Source organism: Streptomyces sp. NPDC027962 (assembly GCF_055566095.1).
The window spans coordinates 15,189-35,139 of record NZ_JBVHTA010000022.1 but is presented as its reverse complement, the minus strand read 5'-3'; the positions used below and the strand labels follow the sequence as shown (position 1 = coordinate 35,139).

21 protein-coding genes are annotated in these 19,951 nt (G+C 71.0%); 8 read left to right on the top strand and 13 right to left on the bottom strand.

What is annotated here, in order from left to right:
- Positions 1-165: 165 nt before the first annotated feature.
- From ACZ4SA_RS21130 to ACZ4SA_RS21110, 5 genes are all read right to left on the bottom strand, one after another.
- Positions 166-1,410, bottom strand: coding sequence for an FUSC family protein (locus ACZ4SA_RS21130; RefSeq protein ID WP_468276690.1), 1,245 nt, complete (start codon positions 1,408-1,410; stop codon positions 166-168).
- A gap of 74 nt (positions 1,411-1,484) precedes the next feature.
- Positions 1,485-1,733: a DUF5133 domain-containing protein gene (locus ACZ4SA_RS21125; RefSeq protein ID WP_468276688.1), complete on the bottom strand. Its 249-nt coding sequence runs from the start codon at positions 1,731-1,733 to the stop codon at positions 1,485-1,487.
- A gap of 183 nt (positions 1,734-1,916) precedes the next feature.
- Complete coding sequence (locus tag ACZ4SA_RS21120) at positions 1,917-2,936, bottom strand: iron-containing redox enzyme family protein (protein ID WP_468276686.1); 1,020 nt, start codon at positions 2,934-2,936, stop codon at positions 1,917-1,919.
- A 5-nt stretch (positions 2,937-2,941) separates the two neighbouring features.
- Positions 2,942-3,112, bottom strand: coding sequence for a CDGSH iron-sulfur domain-containing protein (locus ACZ4SA_RS21115; protein ID WP_468276684.1), 171 nt, complete (start codon positions 3,110-3,112; stop codon positions 2,942-2,944).
- Between the two features lie 76 nt (positions 3,113-3,188).
- Entirely contained in the window at positions 3,189-3,875 is a 687-nt protein-coding gene (locus ACZ4SA_RS21110; RefSeq protein ID WP_468276682.1) for a HemK2/MTQ2 family protein methyltransferase, read from the bottom strand.
- Between the two features lie 184 nt (positions 3,876-4,059).
- Between ACZ4SA_RS21110 and ACZ4SA_RS21105 the strand changes: the two genes are divergently transcribed.
- On the top strand, positions 4,060-5,097 hold the full coding sequence (locus ACZ4SA_RS21105) for an NAD-dependent epimerase/dehydratase family protein (protein WP_468276680.1): 1,038 nt from the start codon (positions 4,060-4,062) through the stop codon (positions 5,095-5,097).
- A 33-nt stretch (positions 5,098-5,130) separates the two neighbouring features.
- On the opposite strand, the gene ACZ4SA_RS21100 is transcribed toward ACZ4SA_RS21105, so the two are convergent.
- Entirely contained in the window at positions 5,131-5,802 is a 672-nt protein-coding gene (locus ACZ4SA_RS21100; RefSeq protein WP_468276678.1) for an HAD family hydrolase, read from the bottom strand.
- Positions 5,803-5,843: 41 nt separating this feature from the next.
- Entirely contained in the window at positions 5,844-6,662 is an 819-nt protein-coding gene (locus ACZ4SA_RS21095) for a VOC family protein (RefSeq protein ID WP_468276675.1), read from the bottom strand.
- A 204-nt stretch (positions 6,663-6,866) separates the two neighbouring features.
- On the opposite strand from ACZ4SA_RS21095, the gene ACZ4SA_RS21090 reads away from it, so the two are divergent.
- On the top strand, positions 6,867-7,274 hold the full coding sequence (locus ACZ4SA_RS21090) for a VOC family protein (protein ID WP_468276673.1): 408 nt from the start codon (positions 6,867-6,869) through the stop codon (positions 7,272-7,274).
- 43 nt (positions 7,275-7,317) lie between these two features.
- Here ACZ4SA_RS21090 and ACZ4SA_RS21085 read toward each other — a convergent pair whose 3' ends face one another.
- Positions 7,318-8,022 carry a type 1 glutamine amidotransferase domain-containing protein gene (locus ACZ4SA_RS21085; protein WP_468276671.1) on the bottom strand — a complete coding sequence of 235 codons (705 nt, stop codon included), beginning with the start codon at positions 8,020-8,022 and terminating at the stop codon, positions 7,318-7,320.
- Between the two features lie 120 nt (positions 8,023-8,142).
- Between ACZ4SA_RS21085 and ACZ4SA_RS21080 the strand changes: the two genes are divergently transcribed.
- On the top strand, positions 8,143-9,048 hold the full coding sequence (locus ACZ4SA_RS21080) for a LysR family transcriptional regulator (protein WP_468276670.1): 906 nt from the start codon (positions 8,143-8,145) through the stop codon (positions 9,046-9,048).
- Between the two features lie 165 nt (positions 9,049-9,213).
- Positions 9,214-10,023 (top strand): SAM-dependent methyltransferase, encoded by an 810-nt coding sequence (locus tag ACZ4SA_RS21075; RefSeq protein ID WP_468276667.1) that lies wholly within the window; start codon positions 9,214-9,216, stop codon positions 10,021-10,023.
- 116 nt (positions 10,024-10,139) lie between these two features.
- Here ACZ4SA_RS21075 and ACZ4SA_RS21070 read toward each other — a convergent pair whose 3' ends face one another.
- Together ACZ4SA_RS21070 and ACZ4SA_RS21065 are read right to left on the bottom strand one after the other, a co-directional pair.
- Positions 10,140-11,042 carry a helix-turn-helix domain-containing protein gene (locus tag ACZ4SA_RS21070; protein WP_468276666.1) on the bottom strand — a complete coding sequence of 301 codons (903 nt, stop codon included), beginning with the start codon at positions 11,040-11,042 and terminating at the stop codon, positions 10,140-10,142.
- 90 nt (positions 11,043-11,132) lie between these two features.
- The gene (locus tag ACZ4SA_RS21065; RefSeq protein ID WP_468276663.1) at positions 11,133-11,372 is read right to left on the bottom strand and encodes a DUF397 domain-containing protein; all 240 of its coding nucleotides are present in this window, start codon (positions 11,370-11,372) and stop codon (positions 11,133-11,135) included.
- 230 nt (positions 11,373-11,602) lie between these two features.
- Here ACZ4SA_RS21065 and ACZ4SA_RS21060 point away from each other — a divergent pair, with 230 nt between their 5' ends.
- A complete protein-coding gene (locus ACZ4SA_RS21060; protein ID WP_468276660.1) occupies positions 11,603-12,064 on the top strand; it encodes an ATP-binding protein in 462 nt (153 codons plus the stop codon).
- 56 nt (positions 12,065-12,120) lie between these two features.
- Here the strand turns inward: ACZ4SA_RS21060 and ACZ4SA_RS21055 are convergent, their stop codons facing one another.
- A complete protein-coding gene (locus ACZ4SA_RS21055; protein ID WP_468276657.1) occupies positions 12,121-12,831 on the bottom strand; it encodes a helix-turn-helix domain-containing protein in 711 nt (236 codons plus the stop codon).
- Between the two features lie 421 nt (positions 12,832-13,252).
- On the opposite strand from ACZ4SA_RS21055, the gene ACZ4SA_RS21050 reads away from it, so the two are divergent.
- Positions 13,253-13,852, top strand: a complete 600-nt coding sequence (locus tag ACZ4SA_RS21050) for a CBS domain-containing protein (protein ID WP_468276654.1) — start codon at positions 13,253-13,255, stop codon at positions 13,850-13,852.
- Between the two features lie 57 nt (positions 13,853-13,909).
- Here the strand turns inward: ACZ4SA_RS21050 and ACZ4SA_RS21045 are convergent, their stop codons facing one another.
- Both ACZ4SA_RS21045 and ACZ4SA_RS21040 read right to left on the bottom strand, forming a co-directional pair.
- Complete coding sequence (locus ACZ4SA_RS21045; RefSeq protein WP_468276651.1) at positions 13,910-16,309, bottom strand: glycoside hydrolase family 65 protein; 2,400 nt, start codon at positions 16,307-16,309, stop codon at positions 13,910-13,912.
- A gap of 46 nt (positions 16,310-16,355) precedes the next feature.
- Positions 16,356-16,652 carry a DUF1876 domain-containing protein gene (locus tag ACZ4SA_RS21040; RefSeq protein ID WP_468276649.1) on the bottom strand — a complete coding sequence of 99 codons (297 nt, stop codon included), beginning with the start codon at positions 16,650-16,652 and terminating at the stop codon, positions 16,356-16,358.
- Between the two features lie 143 nt (positions 16,653-16,795).
- On the opposite strand from ACZ4SA_RS21040, the gene ACZ4SA_RS21035 reads away from it, so the two are divergent.
- Positions 16,796-17,668 (top strand): universal stress protein, encoded by an 873-nt coding sequence (locus ACZ4SA_RS21035; RefSeq protein WP_468276646.1) that lies wholly within the window; start codon positions 16,796-16,798, stop codon positions 17,666-17,668.
- Between the two features lie 326 nt (positions 17,669-17,994).
- Positions 17,995-19,920 carry a M28 family peptidase gene (locus ACZ4SA_RS21030; protein WP_468276644.1) on the top strand — a complete coding sequence of 642 codons (1,926 nt, stop codon included), beginning with the start codon at positions 17,995-17,997 and terminating at the stop codon, positions 19,918-19,920.
- Positions 19,921-19,951 lie beyond the last annotated feature (31 nt).

Here is a 19,951-nt window from a genome sequence, read left to right as displayed (position 1 = left end):
CGGTCACCGCGAGACCGCCGAAAATCCATACGGTGCCCAGGCCGATGACGATCATCCAGGGCCGGCGCCGACCAGGGGAGCCGGTCGATTCGCGCAAGGACCTCGGTGACTTAGGTCGTCAGGTGCCCGAGGAGGGCTTCATCCGTTCCTCGTGCCTGGCCGGTGTCAGCGGACTGGGCTTCCGCGACGCATCGGGGTCCCGCCCCAGAGCCAGTCGCGGAGCGCGGACAACCGCGGGCGCTTCTCCCTCCGTTCCCTCGTGTGACGGTCCAGTTCCTCCATGAGGCGCCGCGACCGGTGGTCCATGTCGAGTTCGTCGAGGATCCTGTCGACCTCGGTGAGCAGCGCGCCGTGCAGCTGCCAGTGGCGCGGCAGGCGCTGGACGTCCTGGAGCAGCAGGTCGGCGGCCTTGTCGCGGCTGGTTCGGGCGGCGGCGAGCTCCCCCGTGAGTCGTTCCTCCGCGGCGTCGGCGCTCGCGCTGGTCTGCGTGGTGACGAGGACGGCGAAGCTCACCAGTGTGTCGGCGATGTGGGCCAGCAGCTCCTCGAGCGCGAGTCCGACCTCGTGGGTGAACAGGTCCTCCTCCCTGCGCTCCTTCGCGAGGTCGGTGATGGTGCGGGCGAGTACGCGCAGGACGACGGCGCAGATCTCGAGCGTGTCGAGGCCGGTGCGCAGCACGATGCGGTGCAACAGACCTTCCTTGACGCGCGGATTGAACCGGAGGCTGTCCTCCGCCTGGCGCAGGGCGGCGTCGACGTCGGCGATGTCGTTGTCGAGCCTGCGGGCCTCGTGCAGCCGGGCGGCCGCCTGCTCGACCGGGGTGGGGCTCGTCAGCTCCTCGGCGATCCGCAGCAGCAGGCGCCGCATGCGCCGCCCGAGATCCTCGATCGACTCCCCGGCGGCCTCGACCCAGACGGGCGGCACGAACAGGACGTTGAAGAGGAGCCCCACGACGGCGCCGATGAGCGTCTCGAGCACCCGGTCCCAGGCGGTGTCGGTCACCTGGGTCACGCCGAGGACGAGCATCGCGCTGATCGCGACCTCGGGAACGAACTCGTCTACGCGTACGAATCTTCCGACGACCAGGGAGGCCAGGATGATCAGACCGAGACTCCACCAGCTCAGTCCGACGAGCGCGCTGAAGCCGATCGCGATGAGCACTCCGACGACGACGGAGTTGACCCGGCGCACACCGGTCGTCAGCGTGGAGTACAGGGTCACCTGGACGACGAGGAGCGCGGTCAGGGGCGCGGTGAGCGGGGGTGCGGGGCTGCTGATCAGGTGCAGGGCGACCACATAGGAGATGGTCGCCGCCGCGGTGGACCGGAGAGTCTGTACAACCGCCGGCTCGTTGCGCCGGCGGATGATGCCGGCCACCGGCTCGCGCAGGCGTGTCCGAACCTCAGGCACCCTCGTCCCTCCCCGCTCCCCGCCCGGACTCCGTATGTCGGTGTATCGGTTCGTCGGTGTGCACGGAAACGGGGTCAGCGCCGGCCGGCTGCCGCCGCACCTTCGCCCACGGCCGTCGCGCCCGGCCGGAGACGACGGTGTACGTACTGCTCGGCCGCGAGCACCGCTTCGCGCGCCGTGCGCTCGCACATCAGCACGCACAGTGTGTAGGCGGTGTCCTCGAACCGCCTACGGGCGGAGTCGTCGTGGGGAGCGATGAGGACGTAGTGTTCCTGCGCCCGGTAGCGGGCAATCAGCCTGGTGATCACACTCGTGTCGGGCATCAGCATTGTGGTCTCCCGGTTTCTGCGGCCCCCTGCACACGGCGGAGCGACGTCCGTCCGGTGCCTCATTGTGAACCGGAGCGGCCCGGTCCGCCACACAGCTGGCTACTCTAGGTAATCGTTGATATGGGGAGTGGTCGCGGCACGCCGGAACAGCCCGTTCCACGAGCATCTGTTCCGGTCTCACAGCCCGGCCCTGAGACTCGATGCACCCGTTCGCCAGGCGGCCAGGAGGTGGTCTCCGAGCCTGTCTTCGAGACAAGTGGTGGCCGCGATGCCGAACGCCACGTCGGGCGCCAGCTCCGGCTCGTCGGCGAGCAGGCCGCCGACGACATCCCTGCGCACGATCTGCTCGTGCACGGCGTCCGCCGTCACGTGTTCGGCGTAGAAGTACTCGGCGGCGGGTCCCGCCCCGGTGCGGCGCATGGCTTCGGCCAGCCGGCGTGAACCGGGGGGCGATGTGACCTCCACCGTGGCGAAGTGCCCCACCAGAGCGCCTCGGTGTACGCGGTGCAGCCCGAGGAGCGACATCAGGTTGACGGTGGCCAGCATCTGTGGGGCTGCGGCGTCGATGTACCTCCCGTAGGAGGGATCGAGACCGAGGTCGGTCATCAGCTCGGCGAAGAGCCGTGCGTGCACCCGTTCGGCGCGCCCGCCGCCGAATTCGTCGAACTCCACCGCCACGAAGGCCGCTTTGGCCCTGCCGCGCAGCCGCGGGATGACCCAGGCATGCGGGTCCGCCTCCTTGAGGTGGTACAGGGATCGCTGGGCGGCATACTCGCGCAGCTGCCACAGCTCGCCCTCGTCCTTCAGGAAGTACGAGACCCCGGTGCCGTCGACGGGTTCGACGAGCAGTTCGCCCAGTGCGTCGTGCACATCGGCGTGGCCTGCGGTCCCGTCGCGCACCTCGTCGAGAAAGCGCCGCTCCATCGCCGCACGCAGCCGCAGCAGTTCCGGCTCCCACTCCCAGGCCGGTTCCACGCCGCGAAAGCCCCGGTAGTGCAGCTCGTAGCAGAGGTAGAGGGCCAGCTGCAGGTCGTCGCCGAGCGGATCGGCGCGCCGTGCGGCGTCGGGGTGCGGCAGCGGGCCGCCGACGGGGCCGCGCAATGCCTCCAGCACACCCTGCGACAGCTCTCCACGGGCTTGCGGCAGTTCGCCCGCGGCGGGCGTGCTGACCTCGACACCCGAGGTGGGCTCCGTCATCGCGTTCACCTCTTGCTCCGCCGGCGGTGGCTGGTGTCGCACCAGGGGTACGTACGGCTGCGGCGGCACGTGCACAGGGCCGCGGTGAACCGGTCGGACCGCACGGTGCTGCCGTCGTCGAGGACGACCTCCACGGGGCCCTCGACCAGCATCGGGCCATCCTCGGTCACGGTCACGCGGCAGGGCGCCCGGCCCTGCTGTCCCTCGAGGCCGTTCGCTCGCGGGCCGTCGGGTCCGCTCGCCTGCTGTCGCTCAGGTCCGTCGGGCACGGATGACCACCAGCTCTTCCTTCTCTTCGCCGGGAGCGATCAGCCCCCGGCGCTCCAGCCAGTCCGCGCGGGAGCGCAGCACCGGTCCGAAGGGGACGAACTGCCGCTGTTCGACGGCGGCGTCGAGCCCGGCCCGCTCCAGCCGCTGCAAGGTGGACCTCACTCCGCTCAGTGCGGATTGCACCAGCAGCAGCACGCCCTCCGGGCGCAGCAAATCGACCGCGCCGTCGCAGATCCGGTCGATTACGGCCCGGCCGTCGTGTCCGGCGTCCCAGGCGACGGCGGCGCCGCGGCGGGGCGGCCGGAGCTGCGGTGCGGGGACGTACGGCGGGTTGCACACGATCAGGTCGAAGCGCCGGCCGGCGGCCGGGCCGAGCAGGTCGCCGTGCAGGACCTGCACCCGGCGGCGGCTGAGGGCCGCGTTGATCCGGGTGGCGAGCACAGCCCGCCACGACCTGTCGATCGCGATCACCCTGGCACCGCGCCGGGCGGCGGCCAGGGCCAGCGCACCGGTGCCGGTGCCCACGTCGAGAACCTCCGTGCCCGGTTGCAACCGGGGCTCGCGGTCAAGCGCGTCAGCGAGAAGAAGCGTGTCGTCCTGCGGCGCGTACACACCCGGAGCGAGCACGAGAGCGCCGCATGGTCGATCCGCTCCCAGCACACTGGGCATTCATGCTCCTTCGGCAGACGATGCGGGCGGCCTCCGGCGGCGGCCGGCAAGTTGTCGATCAGCGGGTGCCCGCTCCACCGAATTTCATCCGTTTCGGCCGAACGGCTCCGGGGGACCCGGTCTGGGCCTGGCCCCCACGGCAGGCCCAGGAGCCGTACCGTCGCGGGAATCCACGGAGCAGCCGATGAGCGCGAAGACAGGCCTGCGGGTCGTGGTCACAGGAGCCACCGGAAACGTCGGCACAAGCGTGATGAGGGCGCTGTCCGGGGACTCCCGGATCGCCTCGGTCCTGGGCCTCGCGCGCCGGGTCCCGGACCTCGGCATCTCCCGAGCGGCCTGGGCCACCATCGATCTGGCCCGCGAGGACGCGGGAGAGACCCTCGTCCGGCATCTCGAGGACGCCGACGCGGTGATCCACCTCGCCTGGCGCTTCCAGCCGACCCACTCCCCCGTCACCACGTGGCGGACCAACGTCCTCGGGTCGCTGAGACTCTTCGAGGCGGTCGCTGCCGCCCGTGTGCCGGTACTCGTGCACGCCTCGTCCGTCGGCGCGTACGCGCCCGGGCCGAAGACCGGCCAGGGCGTCGACGAGTCGTGGCCCACCCACGGCTGGCCCGACGCGGCCTACTGCCGCGAGAAGGCCTATCTGGAGCGAGTGCTCGACTCCTACGAGCAGCAGCACCCCGGGATACGGGTCGTACGCATGCGTCCCGCCTTCCTGTTCAAGGAGGGGGCGGCCAGCGAACAGCGCCGGATCTTCGCGGGCCGGTTCCTGCCCGGACCTCTGATCAGGCCCGGCCTGCTGCCCTTCGTGCCCGACCTCGAGGGCCTGCGTTTCCAGGTGCTGCACACGGACGACGCGGCGCACGCCTACCTCATGGCGGTCCTCCTCGACGCCCGCGGCGCGTTCAATCTGGCGGCCGACCCGGTGATCGACGCGCAGATCCTCGGCGAGCTGCTCCAGGCGCGGGTGGTCCGGGTGCCGCGCCGGGCGGTGCACGCCGCGGTGTCGGCGGCCTGGAGAGTGCGTGCCGTGCCGGCGTCCCCACATCTGTTCGACGCGCTGACCCGGATGCCGGTGATGAGCACCGCTCGGGCGAGGGAGGAGCTGGAGTGGGAGCCCCGGCACACCGCGACGGCGGCGGTCGAGGAGTTCCTGCGCGGGGTGAGGAAGGGATCGGGTGAGCCGACGCCCCCGCTGGTCGGGCATCTGGCGCACTGAACAGCGCCCCGGCCCGGCTACGGGAGGGCCCGGCTACGGGAGGGCAGGCTCGGCGAACGGGCTGGTGGCGAGCGCCGCGAGCAGATCCGCGGGGTCGTCGTAGACGGCAGCCGCCCCTGCGGCCTCCAGAGCCGTACGCGGGATCCCGCCGCACAGCAGCCCCACGCAGCGCACCCCCGCCCGGGACGCCGCCTGCATGTCCCACACCGTGTCGCCGACGAACAGGGAGTTCGCGGCGGGGACACCGGCGAGCTCGAGAGCGTGCTCCACGGGGTCGGGGGCCGGCTTTCCCTCCTCCACGTCGTCGGAGCTCGCGGTCGCGCTGATGGCGTCGTCGGCGTCGATCGCACTCCGGAGCGCCGCGAGCTCGGCGCCGCCCGCCGACGTGGCGAGCACCACCGTCCAGCCGTCGCCCGCCAGGGCGCGCAGCAGATCCCCTGCCCTGTCGAAGGCAGGCAGACGGTCGGAGTACGTGGCGTACAGGGCCTGGTGAGCGGCCTTGATCTTCTCGTCCTGGCCCGTGTCGCGGTCGTCCCCCAGCAGATGGGCGACGAGGTCCTGGCCCGGCAACCCGACGGAGCGGTGGATGTGGTGCATGGCCACGTGGTGTCCAGCCTGGCGGAAGGCCTCCCACCAAGCGGTGACGTGCAGGTGGTTGGTGTCGGCCAGCGTGCCGTCGACATCGAACACAGCGGCGCGTTCCATGGGTGAATGTCCTTCCGGTGGCTGCTCCGATACGGCGGTGGCTACTCCGGTACGGCGTTGTCGGTTGCGCTCACGGTGAAGATGGCACCGTCGGGATCCCGCAGCGTGGCCTCCGCGCCGTGCGAGGTGGAGCGCTCGCCGAGGACGGTGCCGCCGTGCCGGTCGGCCGCCCGCACCGTCGCATCGAGGTCCTTCACGGCGAAGTGGACGTGCCAGCGCGGATGCAGCAGCGGATTGGTCGCTGTGCCGTCGGCGCCCGAGGTGAGCCGGGCGAGCACCCGTCCCTCACGGTGCAGTACGACCGCGCCCTCCAGGTAACTGACCTCGCAGCAGCCCGCACGGTCGGACGCCCACTCGAGCACCTCGCCGTAGAAGATCGCCGAGTCGAAGGCGTCCTTGGCCAGCAGCCGGATCCACGCGGGTGCCTTGTCGCGCCACGCCGGCCAGTCGCGCATGAGCTCGCCCTCCCAGAGCCCGAAGACCGCGCCGTCGCGGTCGGCCGCCAGCACACCGCGCCCCATGGCGAGGGCCAGCGGCCCCACCGCCACGGTGCCGCTGCGTTCCCGGATACGGCCTGCGGTCCGGTCTGCGTCCTCGACGGCGAAGTAGGGCGTCCAGGCCACGGCGACGGTCAGGGCGGGCGCCAGGGCCCCGATGCCGGCAACCGGCGCCCCATCGATGACGGCGACTCTGAACTGGTCGCCCAGCCTGCCTCTGCGGAACCTCCAGCCGAGCACGGCACCGTAGAAGTCCTGGGCTTCCTGGAGGTCGCGGGCCATGAGGCTGACCCAGCACGGCGCGCCGAACACGGCGGCGGACGATGCGGCGCCGACGGTTCCGGCCGGGGTCTTCTCGTTCATCACCATGTCCCAGTAGGGGGCCGTTCACGCAGGGGGCGGCTTCCATGTTCCTCCCTGGGAAGCCGAGGGGCGAACGCGGGGATCACCGTGCGTGAGCACGACGACACGAGTTCCCCGGCACCGGTGTCCCTAACCACCCCTGTGCGCGGCCACCCCTCCCGCCCGGCTCCGTATGTCCGGTGCGGCCGGGGGTAGCCGCTGTGCATGACCGTTGAGAAGACCAGCGTCCTTGTCCTCGACGCCGCCGAACCCATGGAACTGGCCGAGTTCTACGCCGGATTGCTCGGCGCGGAGCTACGCGTCGGCAGCGATCCCGACTTCGTGGAGGTGATCGGACACAGCGGCGTGCATCTGGCGATGCGCCGCGACCACGGGTACGCGCCGCCCAGCTGGCCTCGACCGGAGGACTCCCAGCAGGCGCATCTGCGCATCCTGGTGGCCCGCGACAACCTGGACGCGGCGGAGCGCGAGGCGATCGGGCTCGGGGCCCGGCCGGTCGACAGCAACAACCGGCGCGGGCCGCACGAGGAGCGCGTCTTCTCCGATCCGGCCGGACACTCGTTCGCACTGGCGGTGTCCCCCGCACCGGCGGAGATGGAGCCGCGGCAGTAGGACTGCGGCGGGACGGGGCCACTCGGGCCCCGTCCCGTGATCGTCAGCGGGATTCCAGCGCCTGCACCACGCGTCGGGCGGTGTCCGCGCTCGACTGCGGGTTCTGGCCGGTGATCAGGTTGCCGTCCACGATCACCTTGCTCCCCCATGCCGGGCCCGGCTCGACGACCGCGCCGAGGTCGCGCAGCCGCGACTCGACGAGGTACGGCGTCTTGTCGCCGAGGCCGCCCTGCTGCTCCTCCTCGTTACTGAACACGGTCAGCCGGCGCCCCGAGAAGACGAAGGCTCCGTCCTGCCCGACAGCACTGAGCAGGGCCGCGGGGCCGTGGCAGAGCGCCGCGACGACCGTGCCCCGGCCGTCGGCCTCCTTCAGCAGCCGGCCGAGGTCCGCGCTGACGGCGAGGTCGGCCATCGGCGCGTGGCCACCGGGGATGTACACCGCGCCGTAGTCGCCGGCCGATGCGTCGGCGAGGTCGGCCGGTGCGGCGAGGTCGGCGTCGATCGTCTCCAGGTAGGTACGGAAACGCTTGGCGTCCGCGTCCTCGACGCCACCGCGCTCGTCGAGGCTGATCGGGTCCACGGTCGGACGGACACCGCCCGGTGTCGCGATGACCACGTCGTGGCCTGCCGCGCGGAGCACCTCGTGAGACGCGGCGACTTCCTCGGCCCAGAAGCCCGTGGGATGAACCGTGCCGTCGGACAGCTTCAGGCTGTCGGCGCCGGAGACGACCATGAGGATCTTGGACATGAAGTGGTCCCTGCTTTCGCGGAATGTGTTCGCTTCTCGATGTGGACACCCTCAGTTTTGACCGGAAGCGATCCCCGGGCATCATGAGCGTCATAAGTTCCCTTATGGAATGGGGATTGCGTGCCGGGACTGGATCTGCTGGCGACCTTCGTGGAGATCTACCGCTGCGGGTCGGTGTCAGCCGCCGCCGAACGGCTGGGCCTCACCCAGCCTGCCGTCAGCGGCCAGCTGGCCAGGCTCGAGGAGCAACTGGGAGAGCAGCTTTTCGTCCGCTCCAGGAAGGGCGTCACCCCCACCGCCCACGCTGCCGACCTCGCCGCGCGCGTCGGCACACACCTCGATGAGCTGCGAGCGGCTCTGTCTCCGTCCGGAGCCGGCCCGGCCCACGTAGGGACCGTACGGATCGCGGGGCCCGGCGAGCTGATCGCGATGCGCGTGCTCCCCACGCTCTCCCCGCTGACCACCCGGGGGCTGCGGATCCATGTGACGCTGGGTCTCGCCAAGGACCTGCTCCGAGATCTCTCCGCCGGCCGGGTGGACCTGGTGGTTTCCGCCACAAGGCCCACCCAGCAGGACATCGCGGCGACCGTGCTCGTCGACGAGGAGTTCGTCCTCGTGGGGCCGCCGACCCTCGCCCGCAGCGTCGACGCCGCCCGGCTGGCCGAGGATGCCGTGGAAGCGCTCGCGCATCTCCCCCTGGTCGCTTACGCGGACGATCTGCCGATCGTCCGCCGCTACTGGCTGAGCGAGTTCGGCCGCCGCCCGCCGAACACCATCGCCGTGATCGTGCCCGACCTGCGGGCGGTGCTCGCCGCCGTGATTGCCGGTGCCGGCGTGAGTGCGCTCCCCCGCTACCTCGCCGAGCCCGCCCTCTCCGCGGGCTCGGTCGAACTGCTCCACGAGCCCGCCGCCCCGCCGCTCAACACGCTGTATCTGGCCACCCGCACGGGCGCGCTGGTCCACCCGCCGCTGGCCCTCGTGCATGACCATCTGCGCACCCGCGCCCACTCCTGGGGCGCTCTCTGACCATCTGCAACCCATAGGGAAAAAAGGGCAGTTGGGACGCAGCGCCATGGCCGGAAGGCGACGTGTCACCATGCTCCGCCGGCCGATCACCTGTACCGCCGACCCGGCTCTCCCTAGCATGTTGCTCCCACCGACCGGATCTCCTTCGACGCGGGTGAGGACTGGATGCAGAGCTCGTGGCGCCCCGACGCCATCGACACCAAAGTGCCCAGCGTGGCGCGCATGTACGACTACTTCCTGGGGGGCGACGACAACTACCAGTCGGACCGTGACGCTTGTGAAGAACTGCTGAAGCAGGTCCCCAGCACCAAGACGCTCGCCATCAACAACCGCCGCTTCCTGCGACGCGTGGTGGGTCTGCTGGCGAGCGAGTACGGGATCCGCCAGTTCATCGACCACGGCTCCGGTCTGCCGACCCAGGACAACGTCCACCAGGTCGCTCAGTCGGTCCATCCCGAGTCCAGGGTCGTCTACGTCGACAACGACCCGATCGTGCTCGCGCACGGGCGCGCCCTGCTCGACGAGAACGACCGCACCACGGTCATCCAGGCCGACATGCGCGACACCGACGGCATCTTCGGCCACGAGGAGACTCAGCGGCTGATCGATTTCAGCCAACCGGTTGCCGCCCTCTTCGTATCGGTGATGCACTGCATTCCGGACGAGGACGACCCGGCCGGACTGGTACGGCGCGTAGCCGAACGGCTGGTGCCCGGCAGCTTCCTGGTCGTCTGTCAGCTGGTGAGCGACCGGCCCGAGATCCGCAAGTTCGTCACCGACTTCATGGCCGAGGCGACGGACAACCACTGGGGACGGGTGCGCGAGGAGCACGAAGTCGCCGCCTACCTGGACGGTCTGGAGATCCTCGAACCGGGCCTGGTCGAGGTCTCGACCTGGCGTCCGGACACCGATCTCGCGCCGGTGCAGCTGACCGACGAATGGATCGAGTGGGGCGGCGTCGCACGCCTGCCGTAGCACCGCTACCCTCCTGGCAACGTCCGACGCCCGGTGCACCGCTTCTCGCGAGCGGTGCACCGGGCGTTGGCGTTACCGCCGGGCCCACACGGGGACCCGTCGGAGCCGAGGCCCCGCTAGAGGCCGGCGATACGCTCTTCGAGCAGCTCCAGCGACTGTCTGGGCGTGAGCGCGCAGGCACCGAGCCGGTCCAGCATGTCCCGGTACTGCTCGACCGCCTGCGGCTTCTGGCTGAAAGTGCTGTCGGTCAGGTGCTCGATGTAGACCGCGTCCTTCAGGTCGCCCAGCGCGAAGCGCAGATAGCTCACGCCCGTACCGACGCCCACGGAGGCCGTCACCTCCAGCGGGGCGACCTGGAGGGTCACCCGCGGGCGCTGCATCATCGCCACGAGATGTTCCAGTTGTTGGCGCATCACCTTCCGCCCGCCCACCGTGCGCATCAGCACGGACTCGTCGATCACGGCCCACAGACGCGGCGCGTCGGGCGTATCGAGCTGCCGCTGCCGCTCCCGGCGCAGGTCGACCCGGCGCCGCACATCGTGCGGAAGGAGGTTACCGGGTCCGGATCGGACGACCGCCTCCGTATAGGCGGGGATCTGCAGCAGCCCGGGGACGTAGAACGGCTCGTACGTACGGATGGTGGACGCGGCGCCCTCGAGGGCTACCAGTGGCTCGAAGAAGTCGGAGAGGACGTCGCTGAAGGAGCGCCACCAGTCCGACTGGCGGGATTGCGTCACCAGCCGCATGAATTCGGCGAACTGCTCCTTCGCCTTCACCCCGTACAGACTCAGCAGGGCCTCGGCATCGGTCGGCTTGCAGCCGTGGCGGCCCAGTTCGATGCGACTGGTCTTGGAACGCGAGAAGCCGAGCCGGGCGTCGACGTCCGCCGGGTCGAGGCCGGCGTTCACCCGTAGTTGGCGCAGTTTGCCGCCCAGGATGAGCTTGAGGGCGGTGGGGTTGTTCTCGACAGCACCCAGCGGCCGGACGAACAACGACGGGCTCGGTTCGGCTGCAGCCATCAGGCGCTCCTGCGGAGAAATAGGGACGATGACAGTATCCGGCACTCCCGCCGTGAGGCCATGGGGAAGCCGCCCGCCCTACGGCTTTTTTCAGCCGATTACCGGATCGAAGCCCCCCTCCCGGGTGGCCGCCACGAACCCGGAGAACTCGTCGCGTGTGCAGACGAGTGCCGGGCCGTGCGGATCACGGGAGTTGCGGATCGCGATCCGGCCGCCGGGAAGCACCGCCATCTCCACGCAGTTCCCGGTGGCGTTGCTGTGGCTGCTCCTGATCCACCGCACCGACTCCAGGGCACTGGCCTGCATTCCGTTGACGAACTCCACACCCATCAACCCTTTCCGTTCGCACACGCGTTCACCAGATTCCCGCAGTGCAATCTCAACTGCAATTGCATTGCTGCCTGGGCTCGACAATACTCACTTTGCGTCTGCTGTCGAACGGCGAAGCCTGCAGGGAGACATGACCAGTGGCGACTCACACAGCGGCCTTGTCGAGCACCGACGCCGGGCGGGCAGACCGGAGCCTGCTTGGCCAATCCGGCGTGAAATCTCCGCCCTTGATGTTCCGCCCCAGTGCGCCCGTGGGCGGCTCGGAGGAGCCGGTCGTACCCAGCGGCTTCTCGGCCTGCGGGCTGGACGGCCAACTGCAGAACGCCGGCCAGGCAAGGAAGTTCGCCGCCCACGCCCTGGACCAGTGGTCGCTGCCGTCGCTGGCGACGGATGTCGAACTGGTCGTCAGTGAGCTCGTCACCAACGCCGTACGGCACGCGCTGCCGCCCGTCCCGCCGCCCGCGGCCGAGTACCCGGTCTGGCTCGGACTCTTCCGCTACACCCGCCACCTGGTCTGCGCGGTCACCGACCCCAGCCCGGCCCCGCCGCGCCGGCGCCAACCGGACTCCTGCTCCGTGGGCGGCCGCGGGCTCTTCCTGATCAGCACACTGTGCGACTCCTGGTCCTGGCGGCCGACCCCGCCACAGGGCAAGACCGTCTGGGCCACCCTGCCGCTGCCCACCGGTCGCTGATACGGCGTCAAGCTTGCGCGGACGCCGACATGACGAGCGCGTGCCGGTGGCATGGCTCAGCGGCGGTCGAGCGATCCCGGTGCCCCGCGCACCATGATCCGGCGTCCGGTCACACGTTCGGGCGCCACCGTGATCCAGAGGTCGTTGTCCCCGCCGGCCCATGGCTCGCTGTAGGCCTGACGCTCCAGCTTCGCGACGCCCTCAGGTTCCGTGACCGTATGGGCGCGGCCGACTGCCAGAACGCTCCACCCCTCGCTGAACGCGTCGTCGATATGGTCCACCTCGAAGGCGATCTCGGCGCCGGCGGCACGGGCCGGCAGGGCCTCCGGCGACGCGCGGAAGGCGATCTCCCCATCGGTGACAAGGTAGTTGACCGGCAGGATGGCCGGGCCCTCCTCCGTGGTGACGGCGATCCGGCCCACACCGTGCGTACCCAGCAGGGCCCAGCACTGGTCACGTCCGAGTTCCACCAGCTCCGGATGGCCGCCTGCCCGGCTGATGCCGGGCGGCAGGTCGGCGCCGCCGCCGGTCAGCATGGTGACGGTCGTCTCCAGCGCGTCCGCCAGCCGCAGCAGAAAGCCCATACCGGGGGTGGCGGTCTTCTCCTCGAGGTACTCGATGTATCCGGGCGCGGAACCGGCCCGCAGCGCCACGTCCTCACGGGAAAGTCCGAGCTGCTGCCGGCGGGCGGCCACCCGTCGGCCGATGTCGCCCTTGGGGTGCCCGGAACCGGACGCGCCACGTCCCGTCTGGGGTTGTTCGGGCATGGTGGGCACCTTTCCCGTGTCGGTCCGCCGGCTGCGGCGACGCGCGGATCGCCGCGCACGTTCACGGTAGCCAGCGGGCCACGGGGGCGCACGACGGCAGTCCGGATGGAGCGCCCGGTCAGGTTCGCGGCGGGCGCCCTGGTGCCGGCCGGGCTCGTCGCAGGACGGCGTCGGCCGGGGCCCGCCTGCTGCCGGCCGGTGTCGCGAGCGGCCTGGTGCTCTCCGCGCCGACCGAGACGTGCGGCATGGCCCGTGTGCTCGCCGGGCTGCCGCACAACCAGCCCCGCCCCACCGGCCCGGACGCGACCATCGCCGCCCTGTCCGGCTGAGCGCCGCGGGCCCGGAAGCGGGAGACTGGCGGAGCAGAAACGCCAAGACGCAGCAGAACGTGAGGCGCCGCCGTGAAAGGACCCGACGGGCGATGAGAAACCGCAGTGTGGCCGACCTGATGACGCCGGAGGCCGTCACCGTCCAGCGGGGAAGCTCGTTCAAGGAGATCGCCCGGCTCCTCGACGAGTACGACATCTCGGCCGTGCCGGTGGTCGACGACACGAACCGTCCTGTCGGAGTCGTCTCGGCAGCCGACCTGCTGCGCCGGCGGATCTCGGGGGCCGGCGGCGACACCGCCCATGACCTCATGACGAGCCCGGCGGTGGTGGCGCAGCCGGGATGGAGCGCCGTCGAGGCGGCCAGGGTGCTGGAGGACCTGCACATCAAACGGCTGCCGGTGGTCGACGACCAGGGGCAGCTCATCGGCGTGATCAGCCGAAGCGACCTGCTGCAGCTGTTCCTGCGCCGGGACCGCTCCATCCAGGAGGAGATCGTCGAGGACGTGCTCGCCGACACCCTGGGCGTATCACCGGCGTCGGTGTCCGTCGAGGTCACCGACGGCAGGGTCACGCTCAGCGGAACGCTCGCGCACAAGAGCCTGGTGTCGGTCGTGGTGCGTCTGTGCGAGCGCGTGGACGGCGTCGTCAAGGTCGTGGACCGGCTGTCCTTCGAACAGGACGACACGAGCTGACCGGCAGGACGACACGAGGTGATCTGGCGGTCGGCCCGCCCCGCGTCACTCGTGCCGTCACTCTTCGGGCAGCATCAGCAGGCGCGACTCGCCGGGCTCCACGGTCACCGCCCGGTCCGGTAGACGCACGTCGATCGGTGATCCGTCGGATGCCGGTACGCCGATGTGCAGCTCACCGGGCCGCATCCGAACCCGTACGCCCCAGTTCCCGTGGTAGCGGATGGAGAAGCCGTACTCGGACAGCTGGGGCGAGGGCACCGGGTCGAACCAGAGCGCCCCGCCGCGGGTCTCCATCCCGGTGAGCCCCCGCTGCACCAGGTCGAGCGTGCCGCCCATGGCGCCCAGGTGCACGCCTTCCTCCGTGGTGCCGCCGTGCAGGTCGGCGATGTCGCCCTCCAGGGCTTCCCGGCAGTATCTCCACGCGTCCTCGCGGCGCACCCGGGCCAGCACCCAGCCGTGCACGAGTCCGCTCAGGGTCGAGCCGTGGCTGGTGCGCTTCAGGTAGTAGTCGACGGTCCGGTGCCAGGTGTCGTCGTCGAGTTCGTAGCCCAGCCGTGTGAACAGTCCGCCGAGTTCGGTGGGCGAGAAGAGGTAGCCGAGCATGAGCACATCGGCCTGTTTCGACGCCTGGTAGCGGTTGACGGTGTCGTCCTCCGCCTCCAGGAGCCGGTCGAGGCGGCGGATGTCGCCGTGGCGGGCCCGCAGACCGTCCCAGTCCAGCTCGGCCAGTTCGCCGTATCCCTGGAACTGGCTGATGACCCCGGCATGGAAGGGGACGTACAGCCGTCGGGAGACGTCGTCCCAGTGGGCGAGTTCCCCGCGGTCGAGTCCGGTGCGCTCGTACAGCTCGCGGCGGCGCGGCTCGGGCAGTTCGCGCACCACCTCGAGTGCGCGGGCGAGCGCCCAGACCGCGGTGACGTTGGTGTACGCGTTGTCGTCGAGGCCCGGCTGCGCGGAGTCCGGGTAGGCCTCGTGGTACTCGTCGGGTCCGACCACCCCGCGGATACGGTAGCGCTCCAGTTCCTCGTCGTACGTCACGAAGCCGGCCCAGAAACGTGCGATCTGCGTCAGCATCTCCGCGCCCTTGGTGTGCAGGAACTCCGCGTCGCCGGTCGCCTCGCAGTACTGCCACACGTTGTAGGCGATGGCGGAGCCGACATGGTGCTGGAGCCGTGAATGGTCGGGCAGCCAGCGGCCCGAACGGGGGTTGAGATGCAGCTCCTGGGTCTCCTCACGGCCGTCGCTGCCGCTCTGCCACGGATACATGGCCCCGCTGTGGCCCGCGTCGCGGGCCAGCAGGCGGGCCCGTTCCAGCCTGCGGTACCGGTACATGAGCAGAGCCCGGGAGACCTCGGGAAAGTGCAGGTTCAGATACGGCAGGACGAACAGCTCGTCCCAGAAGATGTGGCCGCGGTACGCCTCGCCGTGCAGTCCACGCGCGGGGACGCCCACGTCGAGGTCGGCGGTGTGCGGCGACAGCGTCTGCAGGACATGGAAGAGATGCAGTCGCAGGATGCTGCCCGCCTCGCCGGGCACGTCCAGCTCACCGCGTCGCCACAGTTGCCGCCATGCCGTCCGGTGCGACTCCAGGAGTGCCTCGAAAGCCGGCGCCCGGCGGACCCGGTCGACCGCCGCGTGCAGCGGGTCGCTGATCGCGGGGTCGTGGGAGGTGTGCAGGGCCACGGTCTTGTCGACGGTGCGGGTGACGCCCGCCGGCAGTGACAGCCTCAGGAGCTGCACGGAGCGCAGGGGTTCATGCGCGGTGTGGGCGCGTTCGTCGTCCGACCGGTCCTGCGCCACGGTACGGGCCGCCATGCCGATCCTGATGTCGGAGATGGTGGTGCGGCAGCGCAGCCACACGGTGTCGGACTCGCCGTCACCGGCGTTGACGTGGACGAGGTGGTTGCCGTTGAGCTGCCGGTAGCGCGCCACACCACTGTTGGTGACCGAACCGTCGATCGCGGCTTCGACCTCGATGTCGCCGGACCATCCCTCTGCCGTGAACTGGGTGCGCAGCAGGGCCAGATGCGGGTCGCCCATGTGCACCAGCCGCAGCTGACGCACTGTGAGGCCGCGTCCGTCCTCTGCCACGTACCGCAGGGTCCGCTCGAGGGTTCCGGAGCGCAGGTCCAGTCTCTGGCGGTGGTCGCGCAGCGCCGGGCTGTCGGGGCTGAACCAGGGCGCGTCGCCGTCGGCGGTGTGCATACGGAAGCGCAGCGGCAGCCAGTTGGGCAGGTTGACCATGTCCTCGTTCTCGACCTGGCGGCCGGCGACGTTCGAGGTGAGGCGGTTGTAGCAGCCCGCCGCGTACGTGCCCGGGTAGTGAAACGCGTCGGTGGTGCACTCGGGGGCGGTTCCCCGGGTGGCGAAGTAGCCGTTGCCGAGCGTGCACAACGCCTCGCGCAGCCGCTCACGAGCGGGGTCGTATCCCTCGTACGTCCAGATCCACTCGTGCATCGCCAGTCCTCGAGGTGCTCGGGCGGTTCAGGGGCGGGCTGCGGGCTCAGGGGGCTGTGTACGGCCATCCGTAGCCGGGCTCGGGAGGGCTCCCCACACCGGCGCCCATCGCTTCGAGGTCCCGGTCGGCCGTCCTCATCAGCTGCCGGGCAAGGCTGTGCATGGCACGGCTCGCTGCGAGTTCGTCGCCGATCTCCGGAACGTCCACGTCCTGCGGACTGCAGTGTGCCGTGCCGTGTCCTGTGAACGTGGCCTCACCGGTGTCCAGCACGGCGCGGGCCTTCGTCGTCCCGTCCTCCTCCGTGAGGACCAGTTCGACCTTCCACTCCCTCGTCCTTGTCATGGCGCACTCTCCCCGGCCAGTCGGCGGTACTGGTTCAAGGATCCGCCCTGCCCGGCACCTCTGCGACACGTCCGCCGGCAACGGCGCCGAACCCGCCCGGGCAGATCACCATGGAGGCAGCGGACGAACACGGAGGCAGTCCCATGAGGCGCGCAATCGCTGTCGGAGTGGACGGTTCGCCGGAGAGCCTGGCCGCCGCCGACTGGGCCGCACGTGAGGCGGCACGGCGGGAGCTGCCGCTCCACCTGGTGCACGCCTGGCGCCGGCCGCCCGTCGACGAACCCCTGGCGCAGGACGGTCGGGCCCAGGTGCGCGCGGCGGAGGCGGTGCTGCGGGACGCCGAGCTGCGGGTCGCGGAGCACTACGAGCGGGTGCCCCTGAGCGCCGAAGCGGTGCCGGACACACCGGTGCCCGCGCTGCTGGCCGCGGCGGCACGCGCCGAGATGCTGGTGCTGGGCTCGCAGGGGCACGGCGCCCTCGTCGGCTTCCTGCTCGGCTCCTACGGCCGGCAGGTGATCGCCGCGGCGACCCGGCCGGTGGTCTCGGTCCGGGCCCGTCCCGAGGACGAGCCGGAGCCGGACACGGGACCGGTGGTGGTGGGCCAGCAGGGCACCGCGGAGGAGAGCGACGCGGTGCTCCGGTTCGCCTTCGGGGCAGCGGCCGCCGGCGACGAAGACCTGCTGGCCGTAAGGGCGTGGAGCCCGCCACCGGTGTTCACCTACGGGCCGGGCCTGATGCACTTCGCCGACGAGTTCGGCGGTCTCGAGCCGTTCGAGAGAAAGGCTCTGGAGCAGGCGCTGGAGCCGTGGCGGCAGCGGTTCCCGCAGGTGCGGGTGACCGCTCGTGTGGAGATCGGGAGCGCCGGCCAGGCGCTGCTGTCGGCCGCCGCCGGCGCCCGGCTGCTGGTGGTGGGCCGCCGGGTGCGCCGCTCCCCCATCGGCGGCCGTATCGGGTCCGTGGCGCACGCGTCGCTCCACCACGCGTCATGCCCGGTCGCGGTCGTCCCGCACGACTGACGGGCCGGTGGGACGCACCCTCCGCCATGTCGCGTCCCTGACCGGGCTGTCCTCCGCGAGGGAGCCGGGGGCTGCGCGGCTGGGGCGGCCGGACTTAGCCGGCCGAGGAACCCGCGGTGCACCGCGGTTGCCGGCGGTCGTGACGCCGGTCGAAAGTTCGACACGCGGCGCGCTCCGGTCGCGGACGAGGCCACAGACGGGCCCCGGATGCAGGAAGCCACAGCCGCGGGGATAGTGGAGATATCGCGGACTCCGAGCGGGCGCCCTTGAGTTGCAGCCGCTGGAGTCCTTACCGGAAGGCGTGTTCTTTCTCTGGAGACGCCGAGATGTTCGTACTGTTTTTCGACATCGGTGCCACACTCGCGGACGTGAGCGTCACAGCCGACGGCTCATTGACCTTTCAACCGCGCCCGCGCGTCGTCAAGGTTCTCGATTCCTTTGCGCAGGTACGCAAGGGCATCATTTCGAACCCGGGCCCAGGAACCACCGCGCGCGAGAACGCGGCGGACGCGCTCGAAGCCGCGTTCGGCGGCCGCTTCGCCGAAGAGGCACTGGTCCACTGGGGTGCCAAGGACAGTCGGGCGACATTCGACGGCGCCGTCACGAGCGCGGGGGCGGGAGCCGGCAACTGCGTGTTCGTGGGCGAGGATTCCGACGAGCGCGCGTTCGCGCGCGAGGCAGGGATGCGCACCGCGGCCCACCCCGTCTTCACGCTCGCCGCGGTCGAGGGCCGTCCAGTCCACTGGGCGAGGATGGAGGTGCCGGAGGACCGGAGCCTGGCCGAGCTGGAGGCGGTCGCGAACCTCGACGAGGTCGTGCCGGTGCACGTGGCGTCCGACCGGCTCGTCCTCGCCATGGCGACCGCGCGGGGCCTGCGCGCCGTCGAGCAGAGCGGGTTCACCGCCGACCTCCGCGGTCACGTGGAGGAGACGTCCGCCTTCCTCGTGCGTGACGACCGTCCGGTTTCCGTACCGGAGGCCTTCGCTGAAGCCTCGGCGTCTTCCAGGGCCGCGGCCGAGGCGACCATGCGCGCGGAGGCGGCGTTCGCCTTCGTCTCGGCCGAACTCTCCGGATCGCGGCCGCCGGTCTCCTCGCTCGGTCCGGCGCCCGGCGGCGTCTACATAGCCGCCGCTGCCGGTCTCCCGGTCGAGAACGTGCACATCCCCGGCGCCCGGCCCGGGCACATCGAGCGCCTGCTTCCCGACCCCGCTCTTCTGTCCCGGCCCGGTCAGGCGCTTGCCGAACGGTTCGTCGCCGCCTTCGCCCCCGGGGCACCGTCCCAGGATACGGTCGCCGCGGTGCGCGCGGCGGTGACACCGTCGGCCATACGGGCCCATGTTGCCCGTATCTCCGGTGCCGATCCGCTCGTCGAGGGCGGCCCGCTCACGGTGCGCAGCCGTGACGCGTCAAGCGCGGACAACGAGCGGGTCGTCGACGCGCTCGCCGGGCGGCTCCACGAGCTGGGTCTCGAGGTCCGGCGGCACGCGTTCACCTGGCGCGGGCACAGACTCTCCAATGTGGAGGCCGAGCTGGCGGTCGAGGCCTCGGACGCCGTCGTCCTTGTCACCGCTCACCTCGACTCGACCGGGGCCGAGGGCGAGTTCTTCGACTCCGCGGGCCGCTCACGCCCGTACGACCCGGCGGTCGATCCGGCACCGGGCGCGGACGACGACGGCAGCGGAACAGCGGCGGTCATGGCGACGGCGGAGTGCCTGAGTTCGATGGTCGCCTCGGGCAGGACGCCGGCACGGAGTGTGCGCTTCGTGCTGTTCAACGCCGAGGAGCAGGGGCTCGTCGGCAGCAAGGCCTACGCGCGGGCGGTCGCGGCGGCCGGGGACGCCATCGCTGGCGTCCTGCAGATGGACATGATCGCGGGTTTCCAGGGCGGCACGCGGACAATGGAGATCCACGCGGGCTCCGTCGTTCCCGGTCCGGTTGCGGGCGCCTCCGACGCACTCTCCGACCTCGTCGCACAGGCCGGCCCCGCGGTCGCCCCCGACTTCACGGTCCAGCAGCTCACGGGCGCCGCCGATCCGGCCGTGGGCCGCAGCGACCATGCAAGCTTCCACGAACGCGGCTGGGCGGCCGTCGCCGTCTCCGAGAACTTCTTCGACGACACCCGACCGGCCACCGGCACCCGGCAGTACCACAGGCCGGGCGACACCCTTCTCGACAGGGACCACGACGCGGACTACGCGGCCTCGATCGCGCGCACGGTCGCGGTGGCCGCGCTGACCCTCGCGGGTCTCTGACTCTCGATAACGCTCCGGACAGGGGACCGCG